Origin of the sequence: Pantoea sp. VS1 (assembly GCF_002207995.1) — a bacterium.
Lineage (GTDB): Bacteria > Pseudomonadota > Gammaproteobacteria > Enterobacterales > Enterobacteriaceae > Pantoea > Pantoea dispersa.
Genome location: NZ_NHZE01000004.1, coordinates 60,803 through 79,902, shown reverse-complemented (window position 1 = coordinate 79,902; position 19,100 = coordinate 60,803). Strand labels below are relative to the sequence as shown.

The window sequence follows — 19,100 nt, the reverse complement described above, 5'->3', positions numbered from 1 at the left end:
ATGTCAGCAGCGGTGCCGCCAGGGGCGCCGCTGCCTGTGAAACGCACTAGCCGTTGGAGCGCAGTTGCGGATAACGGCGGAAAATGGCGATGCACCAGAACAGTCCTGCCAGACCAATAATTGCGCCCACGTTGCCCACGTCTGCCATCTGCAGATGCAGACTGACCTGGTTACCGAGTAGCGCGCCTGCGCCAATACCGATGTTATAAATACCGGAAAACAGCGACATGGCGACGTCGGTGGCGTCCGGTGCCAGCGATAGCACGCGCACCTGCATCGCCAGGCCGATCATCATCATTGCCATTCCCCAGATAATACTCAGCACGGTAATTGCTGCCGGGCGTACCGCAGCAAACACCAGCAGACCCATACACAGGGTAATCAGCGCAATGGCGGCGATCAGCAGCGCGGACGGGAATTTATTGCCCAGCGTACTGAACAGAATGCTGCCCAGAATGCCGGCTGAGCCGAACAGCAGCAGTAACAGGGTGGTGAAGTTCTCATCAGCGCTGGCTACCACCTGCATAAACGGCTCGATATAGCTGTAAGCGGTGTAGTGCGCGGTCACCACGACGGTGACCAGAATGTACATCGCCACCAGCGCCGGGCGGCGAAACAGCATCGGCACGCTGCTGAGTGAACCGGTGTGCTCACTCGGCAGGCGCGGCAGTATCCGCACCAGCATAATCAGCAGTACCAGCGCTGACAGGCCGATCATACCAAAGGTGGTACGCCAGCCCAGATACTGACCCACAATACGACCAATCGGTACGCCCAGCACCATCGCCAGCGCCGTGCCCGTTGCCAGCATACTCAACGCCTGGGTTTTCTTGCCGGCCGGCGCAACGCGAATCGCCAGCGAGGCGGTGATCGACCAGAACACCGCGTGCGCCAGTGCAATGCCAATGCGCGACAGCACCAGCGACGTGAAATCCCACGCCACGGCCGATAACAGGTGGCTGGCAACAAACAGAATAAACAGGATGGCCAGCAGCAGGCGGCGCTCAACGTTGCGCGTCAGCAGCATTAACGGCAGCGATAACAGCGCCACGACCCAGGCATAGATGGTCAGCATGATACCGACATCAGCGGTTTTCATTGCAAAGCTGCTGGCGATGTCCGACAGCAGGCCAACCGGCACAAATTCGGTGGTATTGAAGACAAAAGCAGCGATAGCCAGCAGCACCACGCGCAGCCAGGCTGTTTTACGGGAAACGGTTGTTGATTGCATTGAATTCAAATCGGCTAAACGACGAGTGAGGGGGCAGGAACGTGCCCGGTAAAGTGACCTCGATCACAAATTTCCGCTATTGTGGAGCATTAGTCAGCCGATGAAAACCGTTAACCCGGGTTTTATCACTGAATATTTCTTATCGCGCTGAGCGTGGTAAATAGCCTGCGGTTATGGAGAGCTGTTGCGCCAGCGTGCTGTCGGCCCGCGAGTCTGCCGTACCAGCACAGGCTAAGTCAGGTGTTTCTGTAATAGAAAAATCGCTTAGCCGTGCTGAGGGCGAGTACCGTGCGGGCGGGTGCGGTTCAGACCAGGATTATCAGAGTCACGCCATATGCTTTAGTGCCACGCTAAAGTTGTGAGTCGGATTTTTTTTTACACCCACCGGGCAGCAGTGTTCGCAGCCCAGCGCAGTGGCGTAAAATTTACGCGCCTGCTGGATTGCGGCACCGGGCGTGTAAAAAGTCCCCAGAAAACGTCGACCGCCGTCGGAAGGCAGGAACGGACAGCCCTTCGCATGCACCACATGATTGTCGTTATAACCGGCATGCTTATCGACATAATAGTAAAGCTCCATCTGACTACCTCATTGCTGTGTAAAAAATAAGTCTATGTATTATTGGAATAGAACGAATTATAGCGATGAATTGCTATTTTGTTTTAAGTGGTACGGCGCGAATGCCCGATTATTCGAATCCTGCGGAGCAGGCGGGACGCTGAGGTCCCGCGCTAACGATGAAGGGTATTACAGTTTGCGGCCCTGTAAACGCAGGCCAACCAGCAGTGCCAGCACCAGCAGGGCGCTGATAAACAGGGTTACGCCCGGCCAGCCGTAGCGGTGCCAGAACACGCCGCCGAGGGTGCCGGCCACGCTGGAGCCCACGTAGTAGCTGAACAGGTAAAGTGATGATGCCTGGCCTTTCGCCCGGCGCGCGCGCGGTCCAATCCAGCCGCTGGCCACCGAATGGGCGGCAAAGAAGCCGGCAGTGAACAACATCATGCCCGGCAGAATCAACCACAGCGAATTAAAGGCGGTCAGCAGCAGACCGGCCAGCATGATCGCCGTGGCGCCCGTCATCACCGGACCTCGACCAAAGCGGCTGGTCATCGCGCCGGCTTTCGGCGAGCTCCACGAACCGGTGAGATACACCACGGACAGCAGCCCGACCACCGCCTGGCTCAGTGACCACGGCGCGCTCAGTAAACGGTAGCCGATGTAGTTAAACAGCGTGACAAACGCGCCCATCAGCAGAAAGCCTTCGGCAAACAGCAGCGGCAACCCTTTGTCGCGCCAGTGCAGGCGGAAGTTGATCAGCAGACTGCGTGGCCGCAGCGAGGCAGGGCGAAAATGGCGCGACGCGGGCAGAATTTTCCAGAACATCAGCGCGCCAGCCAGCGCGCAGCAGCCAATGACGCCAATGGCAATACGCCACGAGAAAAAGTCGGTCAGCACACCGGAGAGTAAACGACCGCTCATGCCGCCAATCGAGTTACCGCTGATGTACAGCCCCATGGAGAAGGCGATGACCCGCGGATGCATCTCTTCGCTCAGGTAAGTCATGCCCACCGCCGCGACGCCACTGAGCGACAGACCGGTCAGCGCGCGCATCAGCAGAATCCCCTGCCAGCTGCTCATGGTGGCGGAGATCAGCGTACAAATCGCCGCCAGCATCAGCGCGGTCACCATTACCGATTTACGCCCAATCGCATCTGACAGCGGGCCGGTGAACAGCAGGCCCAGCGCCATCAGCCCGGTGGAGAGCGACAGCGAAATACTGCTTTCGGCAGGCGTCACGCCAAACTGCTGTGACAGCACCGGCAGAATCGGTTGTACACAATAGAGCAGGGCGAAAGTGGCAAGACCGGCAGAGAACAGCGCCAGCGTCACGCGCATAAACTGCGGCGATCCACGTTCAATCCATTCAGTAGCGGTATCGGCGGTAACAGGCTTCGTGGACAACCTGTCCTCATCAAGCGTTACAGCCTGGGAAGAGCGACTCACAGTACATCCTCAATTTAGCAAATGTCTGAATACTGTAGGAAAGGCTAAATAGGTTGTACAATATATTAATAATCTCAAATGAGACGTTTAAGATATGATGATTGAGCTGCGCCATCTGCGTTACTTTATTGCCGTTGCGGAAGAGCTGCACTTTGGCCGCGCCGCGCAGCGGCTGCACATTTCTCAGCCGCCGCTCAGTCAGCAGATTCTGCAACTGGAACAGGCGCTGAACGCGCAGCTGTTCACCCGCACTAATCGCAGCGTACAGCTCACGCCGGCCGGCCAGTCGTTTTTACAGGATGCGCGCGCGGTTTTATTGCAGGTAGAACAGGCGGCCGGGCGCGCGGCGCGCATTCATCACGGTCAGCAGGGAGAGCTGCGCATCGGCTTTACCTCCTCGGCGCCGTTTACCGGACTGGTGTCGGATGCGCTGTATCACTATCGGCAGCGCTGGCCGGACGTGCATATTCAGATGCAGGAGTACAACACGCGCCAGCAGCTGGCGCCGCTGCACGAAGGGCGACTCGACCTGGGCGTCATGCGCAATACACCGTTGCCGGAGGATCTTCAGCACCGCCTGTTGCTGCGTGAACCACTGTGCGCAGTGGTGCACCACGCGCATCCGCTGGCACAGACGACGTCGATTAGCATCCGGGCGTTAGCCAGCGAACCTTTTGTTTTCTTTGATGCGCAGGGCGGCACGGCCCTGTACGGTGAAATTCTGGCGCTGCTGCATCGCTACCAAATCAAACCTTACATTACCCAGGAAGTAGGTGAAGCCATGACGATTCTCGGCCTGGTGGCAACCGGGCTGGGCGTGTCGATTTTACCCGCCTCGTTTGCCCGCGCGCGACTGGCGGAAGTTGCCTGGATTCCGCTACAGGAAAGTGATGCCATTTCTGAGGTGTGGCTGGTGTGGTCAGCATTGCGCCAGCCGAGTGCGCAGATGAGCAATATGATGACGCTGCTGCTGCACAATGCCGAGGAATGAACCCGCGGGTACAGAAAACCGCGTCCTTTGTGTGCGATAAATCACATTTCTAATCAAATATTTGACGCTGCGCGCCAATCTGCATCACCATAGCTGCTGTTTATTTAGAAGCGCGAAAATATCCGGGAGCAGGGCGTGAATCTGGACAGTCAGCCTGGCCATATTGACCAAATTAAACAGACCAATGCCGGTGCAGTGTATCGTCTGATTGACCATTACGGTCCGATTTCGCGGATTGAGCTGTCGAAACGTGCCCAGCTGGCCCCGGCCAGCATCACCAAAATTGTGCGCGAAATGCTGGATGCGCATCTGGTGCAGGAGACCGAGTTTCATGAGCCGGGTAGTCGCGGACGGCCGGCGATAGGGCTGATCCTCGATACCCTGGCCTGGCACTATCTGGCTGTTCGCCTCCAGCCGGGGTTCATCACCCTGACGCTGCGCGATCTCAGCAGCCGCGCGCTACAGGAAGATCGCCTGCCGCTGCCCGCCAGCGCCGACACGCCGCTGCTGCAGACGCTGCAGGAGCTGGTCAACGCCTTTTTCATTCGCCATCAGCAAAAACTTGAGCGTCTGACCGCTATCGCCATTACCCTGCCGGGACTGATCAACGCCGCCTCCGGCGTGGTGCACCGTATGCCGGGCTATGACGTACAGGATATGCCGCTGGGCGAAACCCTGGCGCAGCGCACCGGGCTGCCGGTATTCGTCCAGCACGATATCTCCGCATGGACGCTGGCAGAGGCGCTGTTTGGTGCCTCACGGGGGGCGCAGGACGTGATTCAGATTGTCATTGATGAAACGGTGGGCGCCGGGGTGATTAGCGGTGGCCAGCTGTTGCACAAAAGCGGACGCGCGCTGGTGGAGATTGGTCATACGCAGATCGATCCTTACGGCCAGCAGTGTTACTGCGGTAACCATGGCTGTCTGGAAACGGTGGCCAGCACCGGCAGCCTGCTGCAGCTGGCGGCACAGCGTTTATCATCGCAGCCGGACAGCCAGCTGCACCAGCAGCCGCTGACGCTGGCCTCGCTGTGTGCCGCTGCGCAGCAGGGCGACCGGCTGGCGCGGGACGTCATTGCCGGCGTCGGTCATCATATCGGGCGCATGCTGGCGATGATGGTCAACATCTTTAATCCTCAACAAATTCTTATCGGTTCACCGCTTAACCAGGCGGCGGACGTGCTGTTCCCGGCAGTCAGCAGCACCATTCGCCAGCAGGCCCTGCCGGCGTACAGTCACGCTATCCAGCTGACGCCCGCGGCCTTTAACGATCCCGGCACGCTGGGCGGCGCGGCGCTGATTAAAGACGCGCTCTATAGCGGCCATTTACTGATAAAACTGTTGCAGGGCTAACGCCAGCCCGCCTTAAGTTTGCGCTAACGCAAGCTCTCGCCTGGGACAAATCCTTAAACTGCCTCCTTTGCAGGTTACACATCGCTTTAATGAAGGAGGAGAAAGGTGAAAACGATTTTTGTCACCGGTACCGACACCGCGGTGGGTAAGACCGTGGTTTCCCGCGCACTATTACAGTGCTTTGCCAAAGCGAATCTGTGTGCCGCTGGCTACAAGCCGGTTGCCAAAAGCGCGCAGCACACGCCGGAAGGGCTCCGTAATAAAGATGCCGTACTGCTGCAGCAGGCATCCGGCCTCACGCTGAACTACAGCGACGTCAATCCCGTGACGCTGGAAGAGGATGAAATCAGCACCAGCCCGGCGCAACGCATCGATTATCCGTTACTCAATCGCGGGCTGGCTGGCTTACAGGATCGCGCCGCACGCGTGGTGGTGGAAGGCACGGGCGGCTGGCGCAGCCTGATGAACGACTTACGGCCGCTGTCGCAGTGGGTGCAGCAGGCGCAACTGCCGGTGGTGCTGGTGGTGGGCATTAAAGAGGGTTGCATTAGCCATGCTTTACTGACCGCCGAAGCGATTGCCGCCGATGGCCTGACGCTGGCGGGCTGGGTCGCCAATCGTATTAATCCAGGTCTGGCGCACTATGCTGAAATCATTGATGTTCTGCGCGATAAGCTGAACGCGCCGCTGTTGGGCGAATTGCCTTATCTGCCGCGCGCCGAACAGCGTGATTTGAGTGGTTATCTGGATATTACGTTACTCGGAGGTGATGCGCTGCACAGCGAGAGTGCAAAGCCCGCCGCGTGATGAAACAAAATGCGGCATATCGCACGCAGCTGAATCCGGAGTTTCAGGAGCGGCTGCTTTTTTTATGCCGTAAACCTCTTTATATTCAACCATCTGTCCTGAATTTTTCCTGTCCTTTGTCGCCCTGGCGCGTTTCATGCATCAGGCAAACTGATAAATCGTTTGCCGGAGCCCTGCTATGTCGCACCCAGAAGAAGAGAAAGGTTTGTTGTACGGGCTGGATGCCCGCATCGGTCCTGCACCGGCGTTCTTTGCCGCCCTGCAGCACGTGCTGGCCAGCGTGGTCGGTATCATCACGCCGCCGCTGATTATCGGTTCTGTGCTGGGGTTACAGGCCTGGATTCCGTATCTCATTAGCATGTCGCTGCTGGTTTCCGGACTCGGCACCTTTCTGCAGGCGCGTCGTTTCTGCGGCATTGGCGCAGGCATGATCTGTCTGCAGGGCACCAGCTTCGCCTTTCTCGGCGTCATTCTCTCGGCGGGGATGACGGTGAAAGCGCAGGGCGGTTCACCGCAGGCGATCCTCGCTATGATTTTTGGCTGCAACCTGGTGGCGGCGCTGATCCCGATGCTGATTAGCCGCTGCATCACACCGCTGCGAAAAGTGCTGACCCCGGTGGTGACCGGTACGGTGATCACCCTGATTGGTATCAGCCTGATAAAAGTCAGTATTACCGACTGGGCGGGCGGGCATAACGCCCGCGATTTTGGTGCGCCGGGTAATCTGGCGCTGGGGGCGCTGACCCTGCTGGTGATTATCGTGCTCAACCGCTCCCACTCGCGCTGGGCGCGGCTGGTGGCGGTGGTCGCCGGCATTGGTGCGGGCTGCATCGCGGCGGCGCTGAGCGGTCATCTGCCGCTGAAACCGATGGCGGATACGCACTGGCTGGTGCTGCCTTCGCTACTGCATTTTGGCTTTGATTTTAGCTGGACGCTGTTTGTGCCGATTGCGCTGGTCTCGGTGATCTGTGTGATTGAGGCGGTGGGCGATCTGACCGCCAACTGTCTGATTTCACGCCAGCCGCTGGAAGGCGACGGGTTTCAGCGCCGGCTGCAGGGCGGGATTCTGGCCGATGGCCTCAGCTGCCTGCTGGCGGCATTGTTCTCAGCGTTTCCCAATACCACCTTTGCGCAGAACAACGGGGTGATTCAGATGACCGGTGTCGCCAGTCGCTACGTGGGGATGGTGATTGGCCTGATGCTGGTGCTGCTGGGCATCTTCCCGCTGGTCGGCAACCTGCTACAGCAGATTCCGCCGCCGGTGCTGGGCGGGGCAACGCTGGTGATGTTTGGCAGCGTGGTCGCCGCCGGTATTCGCGTGATGACGCAGGCACCACTGGGGCGGCGTGAGATGCTGATTGTGGCGGTGTCGTTTGGCATTGGCCTCGGGGTGGAAGCGGTTCCGGACGTGCTGAAACAGTTCCCGCCGCTGGTTAGCAATCTGTTTGGTCATGCAGTCACCACCGGCGGGATTCTCGCCATGCTGCTGAACGTGGTGCTGCCGAATGAAGCTAAAACGGTTGCGGCGGTCGGCGCGGTTGAAGAGAGCCACTGACGCACAATTTACCTGGAGAATCGCGCCCTCCGTGGCGCGGTTCGGTCGGGGTTACGGGTTGAGACGACGGCGTGTACGGCCGGAGCTGAGGTAATCCGCGATGTAATCCTGCGAAATTTCGCCGCTGTAGCGACCTTCCTCATCGACAATCGGCATCCATACCGTGTTGTGTTCATACAGCTTCGACAGCACCACGCGCAGGTTCTCCTCCGCTTTGCCGGTGACCTTAAAGGTGTGCAGCATCTCCTCGCAGCGGCCGGTGGCGCCGCGCGCTTCACGACGTTTGACAAAGCCCAGCGGTTTGCCATCTTCGTCGACCACCGTGACCGAACGCATGTCGTTGTCGTCCATGGTCGCGAACGCCTCCTGCAACGGGGTACTGCGCTGCACGGTGATGGTTGGCTGTTGATCGGTGACGTCGCCCGCCTGCACCAGCAGCAGACGTTTCAGCGTACGGTCCTGACCGACGAACGAGCCGACAAATTCGTTGGCCGGCTGCGCCAGCAGTTCGTCCGGGCTGGCACACTGCACGATTTTGCCCTGGCCAAACACCGCGATGCGGTCACCGAGTTTCAGCGCCTCATCAATATCATGGCTCACCAGCATCACGGTTTTCTTCAGCTGGCGCTGCATATCGAGGAACTCGTTCTGAATCACCTCGCGGTTGATCGGGTCGACGGCACCGAACGGTTCATCCATCAGCAGTACCGGTGGATCCGCCGCCAGCGCGCGGATCACGCCGATGCGCTGCTGCTGGCCGCCCGACATCTCACGCGGGTAGCGATGCAGAAACTTCGTCGGGTCAAGCGCCACCATGCTCATCAGCTCCGTCGCCCGTTCCCGACAGCGTTTTTTGTCCCAGCCCAGCATGCGCGGCACCACGGTAATGTTCTCTTCAATGGTCATGTTCGGGAACAGACCAATCTGCTGAATCACATAGCCGATATTGCGGCGCAGCGTGACGGTATCCTGCCCGCTGGTGTCTTCGCCATTAATTAAAATCCGCCCGCTGCTGGCGGGGATCAGACGGTTAATCATCTTCAGCGTGGTGGTTTTGCCGCAGCCGGACGGGCCCAGCAGCACACACATCTCCCCGGCAGGCACTTCCAGGCTGACGTTATCGACGGCATTGAACGTGGTGCCGTTTTTTTGCGTAAAGGTTTTCGTCAGGTTTTCCAGTTTTATCATTATCGAATCCCCTTAGGAGTCAGCGCCGACTGCAGACGGTGCAGCAGCCAGTCAAGAATAATCGCCAGTAAACAGATCATCAGTGCGCCGGCTATCAGCATACGCACATCGCTGCCGCTGATGCCGTCCAGCAGTTGCAGGCCCAGGCCGCCGGCACCGATCACCGCCGCAATGGCCATCACGCCGACGTTCATCACCACGGCGGTACGGATACCGCCAAAAATCACCGGCAGCGCCATTGGAATTTCCACCCAGCGCAGGCGTTGCCAGAAGGTCATGCCGATACCGCGACCGGCTTCGCGCAGCCCGGGCGGTAGATTTTCCAGCGCGGTATGGGTATTACGCACAATTGGCAGCAGTGAATAGAGAAACACCGCGGTAATCGCCGGCAGGGCGCCAATCCCCTGACCGATCAGTGAAAACAGCGGAATCATCAGGCCAAACAGCGCAATGGTCGGGATGGTCAGCACGATGGTAGCGATGCCCAGCACCGGTGTTGCCAGCCATTTGAAGCGGACAATCAGAATGCCCAGCGGCACGCCGACGAGGATGGCAAAACCTACCGCCACCAGCACCAGCCAGGTGTGCTGCCAGGTCAGCGCCAGCAGCGTGTTCCAGTTATCCATGATGTAATGCAGGGTATCCATTGCGCCTCCTTACAGCATGTTTTTGGATTTGAGGAAATCACGCGCCACCTGCTGCGGCGACTGGTGATCGATATCGACGCGCTTGTTCATCTCGGTGATGGCTTCATCGGTGATCAGCGGCGACAGCGCATTCAGCGCGGCCTCAAGGCCGGGATGGCTTTCCAGCACATCCTGACGCACTACCGGCGTGACGTTGTAACTTGGGAAGAAGTGCTTATCATCCTCCAGTACTTTCAAATCAAAGCCTTTTACCCGGCCATCGGTGGTGTAGATCAGTCCGGCATCGACAAAGCCGTCGCGCACCGCGTTATACACCAGGCCGGGGTCCATCTGACGAATCTGCGGGCGATCCAGCGGCATGTTGTAGGCTTTCTGCAGCGGTTTCAGACCATCCGAGCGGCCGGCAAATTCCAGATCGAGACCGAGTTTCCAGTTGTGATCCGGATCGGTGTTGCGCACCTGTTCCAGCTTCGCCACCAGCTGCGACATGGTGCTGATGCCTTCCGCCTCAGCGCGCTGGCGCTGCATGGCAAACGCGTAGGTGTTATTCATCGGGGCAGGATTGAGCCACACCAGTCCCAGCTTCGCGTCCAGCTGTTTAACGGTTTTGTACGCCTCTTCAGACGACATCGGCTTGTTGATATGGTTAAAAATAATCAGCGAGGTGCCGGTATATTCCCACGTCATATCAATCTGCTTGTTGATCATCGCGTTGCGCCCGATGGTGGTGGCGATGTTGGTTTTCGGGATGACCTGAAAACCTTTCTTTTGCAGCCACATCACCGTCATGGCAGACAGGATATGCTGCTCGGTAAAGCTTTTGGTCGCCATTACGATGGGCGTGGCGGCGAGCGCGCCGTGACTGAGGGTTAAGGTGGCGGTCAGGGCCAGCGCGGTGCGTTTGACCCAGCGCGCCAGCAGATTAGCAGTGGCCATGATTACATGCTCCGGGTTAAGCCGCAGAGTGCGGGCTGAGGACGCGTCCCAATGCTGCCAGCAGCATGTCGAGGATCAGGGCAAACAGGGCGGTGGCCACTGCGCCGAGGATCAGCGTCGGGAAGTCGTTGAGATAAATACCAGGGAAGATCAGCTCGCCGTAGCTGCTGGCACCAATTAAAAAGGCCAGCGGCGCGGTGCCGACGTTAATCGCGGTCGCGATGCGCACCCCGGCGAGGATCACCGGCAGCGCATTCGGCAGTTCAACCCGGCGCAGCCGCTGCAGTTTGGTCATGCCAATACCGTTGGCGGCTTCAATCAGCGACGGCGGCACCGCGCTCAGACCGGCATAGGTGTTGCGCACAATCGGCAGCAGCGAGGCGAGGAACAAGGCGATCAGCGCCGGGCGATCGCCAATGCCGACAATCACCATCGCCAGCGCCAGCACAGCCAGCGGTGGCAGCGTGTTACCGACGTTGAAGATTTGCATCACATATTCAGCCCAGCGACGTGCGAAGGGACGGCTGAGCAAAATCCCGCTCGGGATGCCAACCAGTAAAGCGCATAACATCGACCAGAACACTAAGTACAGGTGCTGCTGCCCAAGGTAAAGTAAATCCACCTTGCGGTCGCGCAGCGTATCCAGCCCTAATCCCCACACCAGCAGGGCTATCACCACCACGATGGCGAGCAGTGCCAGCCCGGCACGTCGGGCGAGCGATGCATTGTGCATAGCGTGCGTCTCCCTGATTGAAAAAATCGATTGATTTTATGACGTTATTTTCAGCGTACCGGCGTTATGCGGTGCAATACACAGACGAAAATCCAGCACGCTGTCAAATTGCAGTTAAAATGACTGTTTCCCGGCTTTTTCACAGTGAAAAACCAGAAACTGCCTTTAGAGCTATAGCAACGCTTGATGATCATTGCCAGTTTTCACGGCAAAATCAGGTAGATACAAAAGTGGTAAAACTAAGCGAAACCCGCATGAAATAAGGTGTCGCTCGACAATAAAAAATTTTCATCAAGATAGGTGACATTGTCACAAACAGGCGCACGCAGAGGAAACTGAGTCGGCGAAATTTCGACTAGCCTTGTAAGAAAAAGGGAGACGTATGACTGAAAGCGCACAATTACAAACGGAACATCGCCACTGGATTCTGATTGCCTGCATGCTGGCGATGTTTATGGCTGCCATTGAGGTCACGATTGTGGCCACGGCCATGCCAACCATCATTGCCGATCTTGGCGGTTTCGCGCAGTTTGGCTGGGTGTTTTCTATTTATCTGCTGACGCAGGCGGTAAGCGTCCCGTTGTACGGCAGACTGGCGGATATCTGGGGCCGCAAACGATTATTTTTCATCGGCGTAACGCTGTTTTTGCTGGGCTCGGTGCTGTGCGGTTTTGCCCATAGTATGACGTGGCTGATTGTGTTTCGTGCCTTTCAGGGCCTGGGTGCCGGGGCGATCATGCCGCTGACTACCACCATCGTGGCGGACATTTACTCACCGCGCGAGCGCGCCAGCGTGCAGGGCTGGCTCTCCAGCGTCTGGGGCGTCGCGGCCGTCATCGGTCCGCTGAGCGGTGCCTGGCTGGTTCAGCACTTTAACTGGTCGGTGATTTTCTGGGTAAACGTGCCGATTGGTCTGCTCTCCATGCTGCTGCTGGCGCGTTTTCTGCCGGCGCGCGAACAGCATCAGGGCGCAACGCTAAATCTGACCGGCAGCTGCTGGTTGATGATCAGCGTCACCGCACTGCTGGTGGCGCTGTTACAGGCGGAAGCGCTGGGTTTCTGGCTGGTGCCGTTCCTGGCGCTGGCGCTGCTGGCCGGCTGGCGGCTGAAACATCACGAGCAGCGCGCCGATGCGCCGCTGTTTCCGCTGGCGCTGTGGCGCAGCCGCCTGATTGTGGCCGGTAATGCCGGGAACCTGATTATCGGGGCCACCATGATGGGCATTAGCGCGTTTCTGCCGACGTGGATTCAGGGCATTACTGGCGGCACGCCGCTGCAGGCGGGCAGCGCGCTGGCGATGATGTCGATTGGCTGGCCGCTGGCCAGTACGCTCAGCGGGCGCCTGATGCTGATCACCTCGTATCGCTTTACCGCGCAGCTCGGCGCGTTTTTACTGATCGCCGGCAGCGCGCTGTTACTGCTGCTGCGCGCCGACAGCAGCATCATGCAGGCCGGGCTGACGGCGTTTGTTATTGGCACCGGGATGGGCATGACCAGCACCACCTTTCTGGTGTCGGTACAAAATCATGCGCACTATGAAATTCGCGGCATCTGCACCGCCTCGATCATGTTCAGCCGCATGCTGGGTTCAGCCATCGGCACCGCGATAATGGGCGCGGTGCTCAACCTTAACCTGTCGCTGCGGCTGCCGCAGGCCAGCGATCCGATGCAGAAAATTATGGCCCCGGAGAGCCGTCAGGCGCTGCCGCAGGAGCAGTTACACTTCTGGACCGGACAGATTGCCAGTTCGCTGCACTGGGTATTTGTGGTGGCATTGCTGATTGCGCTGCTGACGTTGTGGATTGCGTGGCTGATGCCGCGTCAGCGGCCGGAAGCGGAATAAAGCAGGGCGGCCGACCAGCCGCCCGAAGGGATTACTGTGCGGGAGCATCCTGCGAGCTGCCCGCGCTGTCCGGCACGCTGCTATCCGCATCGCGACCGTTTTTCTTGTAAACGATTTTCTGCGTGTCGTTTTCACAGTGGCCAACGACCTGACCGCCTGCCTGATCAACCTGATCGTTCGGCACGATATCCAGCGTAAAATCCGATTCCGCCACGCCATTGTTGATGATCTTTTTGCTGATGTCGGCGCGCACGCTTTCGCAGGACGCCTGTACCGCCAGCGGTAACGCCAGCGCCATTAGCAACACAACTGCATTACGTTTTTTCATCACTCACTCCTTGTTGCGTCATTCCCGTGAAAACTATAGCAGCTGGCGCGCATTACGGCGCCAGCGGACGGCCGGTGCGGCGATCGAGGCAGCGCAGGGTGTTCGGTTCCCAGTACGCATTAACGTTGTAGCTTTTTTCGCAGGCGTCGCGGGTATCAAAGGCCCGGTCTGCCTTGTCGAACTCTTTCTCCACGCGGGTATTCACCTTGTTACGCAGGTTGCGCGTATCGTTCCACTGCTCTTTGCTCTGACGCGCCGCCTCGTTGCTGGCCGCGTTGTTGCCATCTTCAATAATCAGGCGATCCGTCTTAGCGACAGCCAGCGGTGCAGTCAGCATTACGCTGGCGGTCAGCGTGGTAGCCAGCAGGGCGGAAAACAGTTTTTTCATCGTCATTTCCTTTCGTTAACTCCAGCACAGCGCGCAGGGCGGCTGTCACAACACTGTCTGCCAGTATATCATCGCTGCTTCTTTGCTCACCAGCGGTGAGCGGTTTGTTTAACTATCAGAGAGACTTTGTATGCTGGTGAAAACCGCGCTGCTGTTTTTTATCACTGCGATTGCCGAGATCACCGGCTGTTTTCTGCCGTGGCTGTGGCTGAAGCGCGGCATGAGCGCCTGGCTATTATTACCGGCCGCAGCCAGCCTGGCGCTGTTTGTCTGGCTGCTGACCCTGCATCCGGCAGCCAGCGGCCGGGTATATGCGGCTTATGGCGGCGTGTATGTGTTAACGGCGCTGATCTGGCTGCGGCTGGTCGATGGCGTCAAACTGAGTGCGTGGGATTGGGTCGGTGCGCTGGTGGCGTTCAGCGGCATGCTGATTATCGTTATCGGCTGGGGCAAGGCCTGAACCGGGCGCGCAGGGCGACCCGACGGGCCGCCACGCTAAGCTTGCTTATCCTTTAAACACTTTCAGTCCGGCGGTGGTTTGCGTCACCGGCATGATTTCCAGCGTGTTGATGTTGACGTGCTTCGGCAGCGTGGTCACCCAATAGACCGCTTCCGTCACGTCTTCCGCCGTCAGCGCGGTGGTGCCTTCATACACTGCATCTGCGCGGCCATCGTCACCTTTGAAGCGCACGTTCGAGAACTCGGTGCCGCCCACCAGGCCAGGCTCGATATCGGTGACGCGCAGCGCGGTGCCGTGCAGGTCGGTGCGCAGATTGAGGCTGAACTGGCGCACAAACGCCTTGGTTGCCCCGTACACGTTGCCGCCGGCGTACGGCCAGCTGCCGGCTATCGAGCCAATATTGACGATGTGACCGACGTTGCGCTCTACCATGGCAGGCAGCACGGCGCGCGTCATATACACCAGCCCTTTGTTGTTGGTGTCGATCATATTTTCCCAGTCTTCAACGCTGGCTTTATGCGCCGGTTCGACGCCCAGCGCCAGCCCGGCATTGTTCACCAGCACATCGATATCACGCCATTCGGCGGGCAGGGCGGCGATGGCTTCTTCGATAGCCGCGCGGTTACGCACATCCAGCTGCACGGTATACAGGTTGTCGCCCAGTTCCTGTTTTAATTCCTGCAAACGCTCAGCACGGCGTCCGCTGGCGATCACTTTGTGACCTGTAGCAATGAAGCGGCGGGTGATACTTTGACCAAAACCGGCAGTAGCACCGGTAACAAAAATAATCATCTCACTGTTCCTTATACGATTTCAGGTTCTCTGCCACACCTTAGCATTAACCCCGCAGCGGCGCTCATGAAAAGCGTGAGCGGCGTGTTGCAGAATCTTTCCTGCACGTTTGCGGTGCAACCCTGCACCATGAGCGTGCCCGATCAGGCACCTTTTCCCGGCGTAAAACGCCAGCACAATGCGCAAAGGCAATACCACGAACAGGCAATCGGTTACGCATACGATTGCCTGTAATTTTTGCGACGATAATCGCGCTGAAATTGTGTATTTATCTGAATTTAAAGTGATTATCGGGTTCGCTTGCCTGGCATGCTGTTTGCAATGTCTTTGCTATATCTATCTGAAACCTGCATTACACCCTGAAGGAAGCGCCATGTCTGACTCTGTTGTAACCCGTCTGCGCGCCAGTTTTTTTGATTTTCCCGCGCTGGCCGACCAGCCCGATGGCCTCGCCGACCAGGCACGCTATATTGAAGATGGTCTGCTGACGCTGCGCGACGGCAAAGTGGTGAGTCTGGAGCGCTGGCAGCCGGCACATCATCACCTTGAATCAATGCAGGTGATCGATCTGCGCGGCAAGCTGATCCTGCCGGGGTTTGTGGATACCCATATTCATTATCCGCAGACCGAAATGATCGGCGCATTCGGTGAACAGCTGCTGGAGTGGCTCAATCAGTACACTTTTCCGGTCGAGAGCCAGTACCACTGTGCGGCGCACGCGACGCGCATGTCAGCGTTTTTCCTGCAACAGCTGCTGGCCAATGGCACCACGACTGCGCTGGTGTTTGGTACGGTGCATCCGCAATCGGTAGACGCGCTGTTTAGCGCCGCCGAACAGCTGGAGATGCGGCTGATTGCCGGCAAGGTAATGATGGATCGCCACGCACCGCCGGAACTGACCGAAACGCCGGCGCAAAGTTATCAGCAGACGCGTGAGCTGATTCAGCGCTGGCACCAGCGCGGGCGTCTCGGTTATGCGCTGACGCCGCGCTTTGCGCCGACCTCATCGCCGCAGTTGCTGGAGAAAGTGCAGCAGCTGAAAAACGAGTTTCCCGACACCTGGCTGCATACCCATCTCAGCGAAAATCAGCAGGAGATCGCCTGGGTAAAAACGCTGTTTCCCGCCCATGATGGCTATCTTGATGTGTATCACCAGCATCAGCTCACCGGCAAACGCAGCGTATTTGCTCACTGCCTGCATCTTGAGGATCGCGAATGGCAGTGCCTGCACGACACCGACTCGGCGATGGCCTTCTGTCCGACCTCCAACCTGTTCCTTGGCAGCGGACTGTTCAATCTTAAACGCCGCTGGCAGCAGCGCGTGCGCATGGGCATGGGCACCGATGTCGGCGCCGGCACCACCTTCAATATGCTGCAGACGCTGGGTGAAGCCTATAAAGTGGGGCAGTTGCAGCAGTACAAACTCAGCGCCGCAGAAGCGATTTACCACGCCACGCTGGGCGGCGCTCATGCGCTGGATCTTGATGACAAAATCGGCAACTTCAACCCCGGTAAAGAGGCGGATTTTGTGGTGATCGATCCTGCCGTATCACCGCTGCAGCAGCTGCGCATGGCCAACAGCGACGATATCCATCAGCGTTTGTTTGTCCTGATGACGCTGGGTGATGACCGTAACATCGCGCAAACCTGGGTCAACGGTAAGTGCGTATGGCAGCGGGAAAGCCATACGCACGCGCAAGGTTGTTGCCAGGCGACGAAACTGCCAGGATAAAAGCATCCCGCCGCAGGTGGCTGCGGCGTTGCTGATTATCAGGAGCGATAATGACTTCACGTGCCAATCCGTTTTTTAACGTCAGTCCGTTGCCGTACCATGCACCGCCGTTTGATCTGATCGACGAAGCGCATTTCCTGCCGGCGCTGGAAGCCGGAATCGCCGAAAAGCGCCAGGAAGTGGCGGCCATTGCCAGCAACCCCGAGCCGGCAACCTTTGCCAATACCTATGAAGCGCTGGAGCGCAGCGGTAGTCTGCTAAACCGGGTGTATCCCGTTTTTGCCGCGATGACCTCAGCCAATACCAGCGAGCGGCTCCAGCAGGTTGACGAGCTGAGCACCCCGCAGCTGACGGCGCTCAATGACGAAATCTACCTTAACCCGGCGCTGTTTGCGCGGCTCGACAGCGTGTATCAGCAGCGCGGTTCGCAGTGCCCGGATGCCGAAGCGATGCGTCTGGTGGAAGTCACCTGGCAACGCTTTCAGCTGGCCGGCGCCAGCCTGAGTGAGCGCGATAAAGCGCAACTGCGCGCCTGTAATCAGGAGCTGGCCAGTCTGGGCACGCGTTTCGGTAACCGGCTGCTGGCGGCAACTAACGCCGCGGCTTATACCGTCAGCAGCGCGGCGGCGCTGGACGGCCTGTCGCCGGCGGCGCTGGCACAGGCGAAAGATGCCGCCGGGGCGCGCGGGCTGCACGACGCATGGCTAATCCCTCTGCAAAATACCACCCAACAGCCGGTACTGCAGTCGCTGACGGTGCGCGCCACGCGCGAAGCGCTGTTTCAGCAGGCGCTGACGCGCAGCGAGCAGGGTGACGACAACGACACGCGCGCCATCGTATCGCGCATGGCGCAACTGCGTGCGCAGCAGGCCAGTCTGCTGGGCTTCGACAGCTTCGCAGCATGGAGCCTGCAGGATCAGATGGCGAAAACGCCGGAAGCCGCCCAGTCCTTTATGCGCAACATCGTGCCCGCCGCGACGGCGCGCGCCGGGCGTGAAGCGGCGGATATTCAGCAGCTGATCGCCGAACAAAACCACAGCTTCCCGCTGCGCGCCTGGGACTGGAATTACTACGCGGAGCAGGTACGCACCGCGCAATACGCGCTGGACGAAGGGCAAATCCGTCCCTATTTTGAGCTCAACACTGTGCTGGAAAAGGGCGTGTTCTGGTGTGCCAGCCAGCTGTATGGCATTCGCTTTGAACAGCGCCACGATCTGCCGGTCTACCATCCGGACGTCAACGTTTATGAGATTTTCGATGCCGACGATGCACCGTTAGCGCTGTTCTACACCGACCTCTTCACACGGGATAACAAGAGCGGTGGCGCATGGATGGGCAATTTCGTCGACCAGTCGACGCTGCTGGAAAGCCGGCCGGTGATTTACAACGTCTGCAATTACAGCAAGCCGCAGCCCGGTCAGCCGGCACTGCTCAGCTGGGATGAGGTGATCACGCTGTTCCATGAGTTTGGCCACACGCTGCACGGCCTGTTCGCCACCCAGCGCTATGCCAGCCTGTCCGGCACCGCCACACCGCGTGATTTTGTCGAGTTTCCGTCGCAAATCAACGAACACTGGGCCAGTCAGGATCAGGTGTTTGCCCACTATGCACGTCATTATCAGACCGGTGAAGCGATGCCCGCTGCGCTGCGCGACAAAATGGTGCGCGCCGCGAAATTCAACAAAGGCTATGACATGACCGAACTGCTGGCGGCGGCACTGCTTGATTTGCAGTGGCACTCGCTGTCACCGCACGATAATCCGCAGGATGTCAGCCATTTTGAGCAGCAGGCGCTGGCGGCGGAGAATATTGCCCTGAGTGCCGTGCCGCCGCGCTATCGCTCCAGCTACTTCCGTCATATCTGGGGTGGCGGCTATGCGGCCGGGTATTACGCCTATATCTGGACGCAGATGCTGGCCGACGATGGTTATCAGGCGTTTGTCGAGCGGGGCGGTCTGACGCGCGAAAATGGTCAGCGCTTCCGTGAGCAGATTCTGTCGCGCGGTAACAGCAGCGATCTGCAGCATCTGTGGCTGGCCTGGCGCGGTAAAGCGCCGGACATCGGGCCGATGCTGAAACACCGCGGCCTCGACGAGGCGTAACGCGCCGTAACC

The 19,100-nt window shown here is 58.7% G+C and carries 19 protein-coding genes; 9 read left to right on the top strand and 10 right to left on the bottom strand.

Translation table 11 applies throughout. The annotated features are described in order from the left end of the window. Positions 1-46: 46 nt before the first annotated feature. From CBW22_RS01010 to CBW22_RS01000, 3 genes are all read right to left on the bottom strand, one after another. Entirely contained in the window at positions 47-1,231 is a 1,185-nt protein-coding gene (locus tag CBW22_RS01010; RefSeq protein ID WP_088515797.1) for a sugar transporter, read from the bottom strand. Between the two features lie 325 nt (positions 1,232-1,556). Then, positions 1,557-1,808, bottom strand: a complete 252-nt coding sequence (locus CBW22_RS01005; RefSeq protein WP_021506080.1) for a hypothetical protein — start codon at positions 1,806-1,808, stop codon at positions 1,557-1,559. Positions 1,809-1,976: 168 nt separating this feature from the next. Next, complete coding sequence (locus CBW22_RS01000; protein ID WP_088515796.1) at positions 1,977-3,233, bottom strand: MFS transporter; 1,257 nt, start codon at positions 3,231-3,233, stop codon at positions 1,977-1,979. Positions 3,234-3,327: 94 nt separating this feature from the next. Here CBW22_RS01000 and CBW22_RS00995 point away from each other — a divergent pair, with 94 nt between their 5' ends. The 4 genes from CBW22_RS00995 (at position 3,328) to CBW22_RS00980 (ending at position 7,939) form a co-directional block, all read left to right on the top strand. Further along, the gene (locus CBW22_RS00995) at positions 3,328-4,224 is read left to right on the top strand and encodes a LysR family transcriptional regulator (RefSeq protein WP_088515795.1); all 897 of its coding nucleotides are present in this window, start codon (positions 3,328-3,330) and stop codon (positions 4,222-4,224) included. Positions 4,225-4,359: 135 nt separating this feature from the next. Next, positions 4,360-5,577, top strand: coding sequence for a sugar metabolism global transcriptional regulator Mlc (gene mlc, locus CBW22_RS00990; protein WP_088515794.1), 1,218 nt, complete (start codon positions 4,360-4,362; stop codon positions 5,575-5,577). A gap of 105 nt (positions 5,578-5,682) precedes the next feature. Further along, positions 5,683-6,384 carry a dethiobiotin synthase gene (gene bioD, locus CBW22_RS00985; protein WP_021506076.1) on the top strand — a complete coding sequence of 234 codons (702 nt, stop codon included), beginning with the start codon at positions 5,683-5,685 and terminating at the stop codon, positions 6,382-6,384. A 178-nt stretch (positions 6,385-6,562) separates the two neighbouring features. After that, positions 6,563-7,939: a nucleobase:cation symporter-2 family protein gene (locus CBW22_RS00980; protein ID WP_088515793.1), complete on the top strand. Its 1,377-nt coding sequence runs from the start codon at positions 6,563-6,565 to the stop codon at positions 7,937-7,939. 51 nt (positions 7,940-7,990) lie between these two features. Here CBW22_RS00980 and osmV read toward each other — a convergent pair whose 3' ends face one another. From osmV to CBW22_RS00960, 4 genes are read right to left on the bottom strand one after another with little or no spacing between them, the layout of a single operon-like run. Beyond that, positions 7,991-9,127: an osmoprotectant ABC transporter ATP-binding protein OsmV gene (gene osmV / locus CBW22_RS00975; RefSeq protein WP_021506074.1), complete on the bottom strand. Its 1,137-nt coding sequence runs from the start codon at positions 9,125-9,127 to the stop codon at positions 7,991-7,993. Further along, positions 9,127-9,774: an osmoprotectant ABC transporter permease OsmW gene (gene osmW, locus CBW22_RS00970; protein WP_021506073.1), complete on the bottom strand. Its 648-nt coding sequence runs from the start codon at positions 9,772-9,774 to the stop codon at positions 9,127-9,129. Before osmW ends, osmV begins: the two co-directional genes overlap by 1 nt. A 9-nt stretch (positions 9,775-9,783) precedes the next feature. Then, complete coding sequence (locus tag CBW22_RS00965; RefSeq protein WP_088515792.1) at positions 9,784-10,710, bottom strand: glycine betaine ABC transporter substrate-binding protein; 927 nt, start codon at positions 10,708-10,710, stop codon at positions 9,784-9,786. Positions 10,711-10,726: 16 nt separating this feature from the next. Next, positions 10,727-11,443, bottom strand: a complete 717-nt coding sequence (locus tag CBW22_RS00960; RefSeq protein WP_021506071.1) for an ABC transporter permease — start codon at positions 11,441-11,443, stop codon at positions 10,727-10,729. A gap of 17 nt (positions 11,444-11,460) precedes the next feature. Here CBW22_RS00960 and CBW22_RS25875 point away from each other — a divergent pair, with 17 nt between their 5' ends. Beyond that, positions 11,461-11,706: a hypothetical protein gene (locus CBW22_RS25875; protein WP_141097281.1), complete on the top strand. Its 246-nt coding sequence runs from the start codon at positions 11,461-11,463 to the stop codon at positions 11,704-11,706. A 119-nt stretch (positions 11,707-11,825) separates the two neighbouring features. Beyond that, a complete protein-coding gene (locus tag CBW22_RS00955; RefSeq protein WP_058769781.1) occupies positions 11,826-13,286 on the top strand; it encodes an MDR family MFS transporter in 1,461 nt (486 codons plus the stop codon). Between the two features lie 31 nt (positions 13,287-13,317). On the opposite strand, the gene CBW22_RS00950 is transcribed toward CBW22_RS00955, so the two are convergent. Together CBW22_RS00950 and CBW22_RS00945 are read right to left on the bottom strand one after the other, a co-directional pair. Further along, complete coding sequence (locus CBW22_RS00950; protein ID WP_058769782.1) at positions 13,318-13,614, bottom strand: DUF1161 domain-containing protein; 297 nt, start codon at positions 13,612-13,614, stop codon at positions 13,318-13,320. A 52-nt stretch (positions 13,615-13,666) separates the two neighbouring features. Then, a complete protein-coding gene (locus CBW22_RS00945) occupies positions 13,667-14,002 on the bottom strand; it encodes a DUF1283 family protein (protein WP_058758533.1) in 336 nt (111 codons plus the stop codon). A gap of 133 nt (positions 14,003-14,135) precedes the next feature. On the opposite strand from CBW22_RS00945, the gene CBW22_RS00940 reads away from it, so the two are divergent. After that, positions 14,136-14,462: a YnfA family protein gene (locus CBW22_RS00940; protein ID WP_031279118.1), complete on the top strand. Its 327-nt coding sequence runs from the start codon at positions 14,136-14,138 to the stop codon at positions 14,460-14,462. A 45-nt stretch (positions 14,463-14,507) separates the two neighbouring features. Here the strand turns inward: CBW22_RS00940 and ydfG are convergent, their stop codons facing one another. Next, positions 14,508-15,254: a bifunctional NADP-dependent 3-hydroxy acid dehydrogenase/3-hydroxypropionate dehydrogenase YdfG gene (gene ydfG, locus CBW22_RS00935; protein WP_010618462.1), complete on the bottom strand. Its 747-nt coding sequence runs from the start codon at positions 15,252-15,254 to the stop codon at positions 14,508-14,510. 373 nt (positions 15,255-15,627) lie between these two features. Between ydfG and guaD the strand changes: the two genes are divergently transcribed. Both guaD and dcp read left to right on the top strand, forming a co-directional pair. Further along, positions 15,628-16,986 (top strand): guanine deaminase, encoded by a 1,359-nt coding sequence (guaD, locus tag CBW22_RS00930; protein WP_088515791.1) that lies wholly within the window; start codon positions 15,628-15,630, stop codon positions 16,984-16,986. Between the two features lie 50 nt (positions 16,987-17,036). Further along, positions 17,037-19,088, top strand: a complete 2,052-nt coding sequence (gene dcp, locus CBW22_RS00925) for a peptidyl-dipeptidase Dcp (protein WP_088515790.1) — start codon at positions 17,037-17,039, stop codon at positions 19,086-19,088. Positions 19,089-19,100 lie beyond the last annotated feature (12 nt).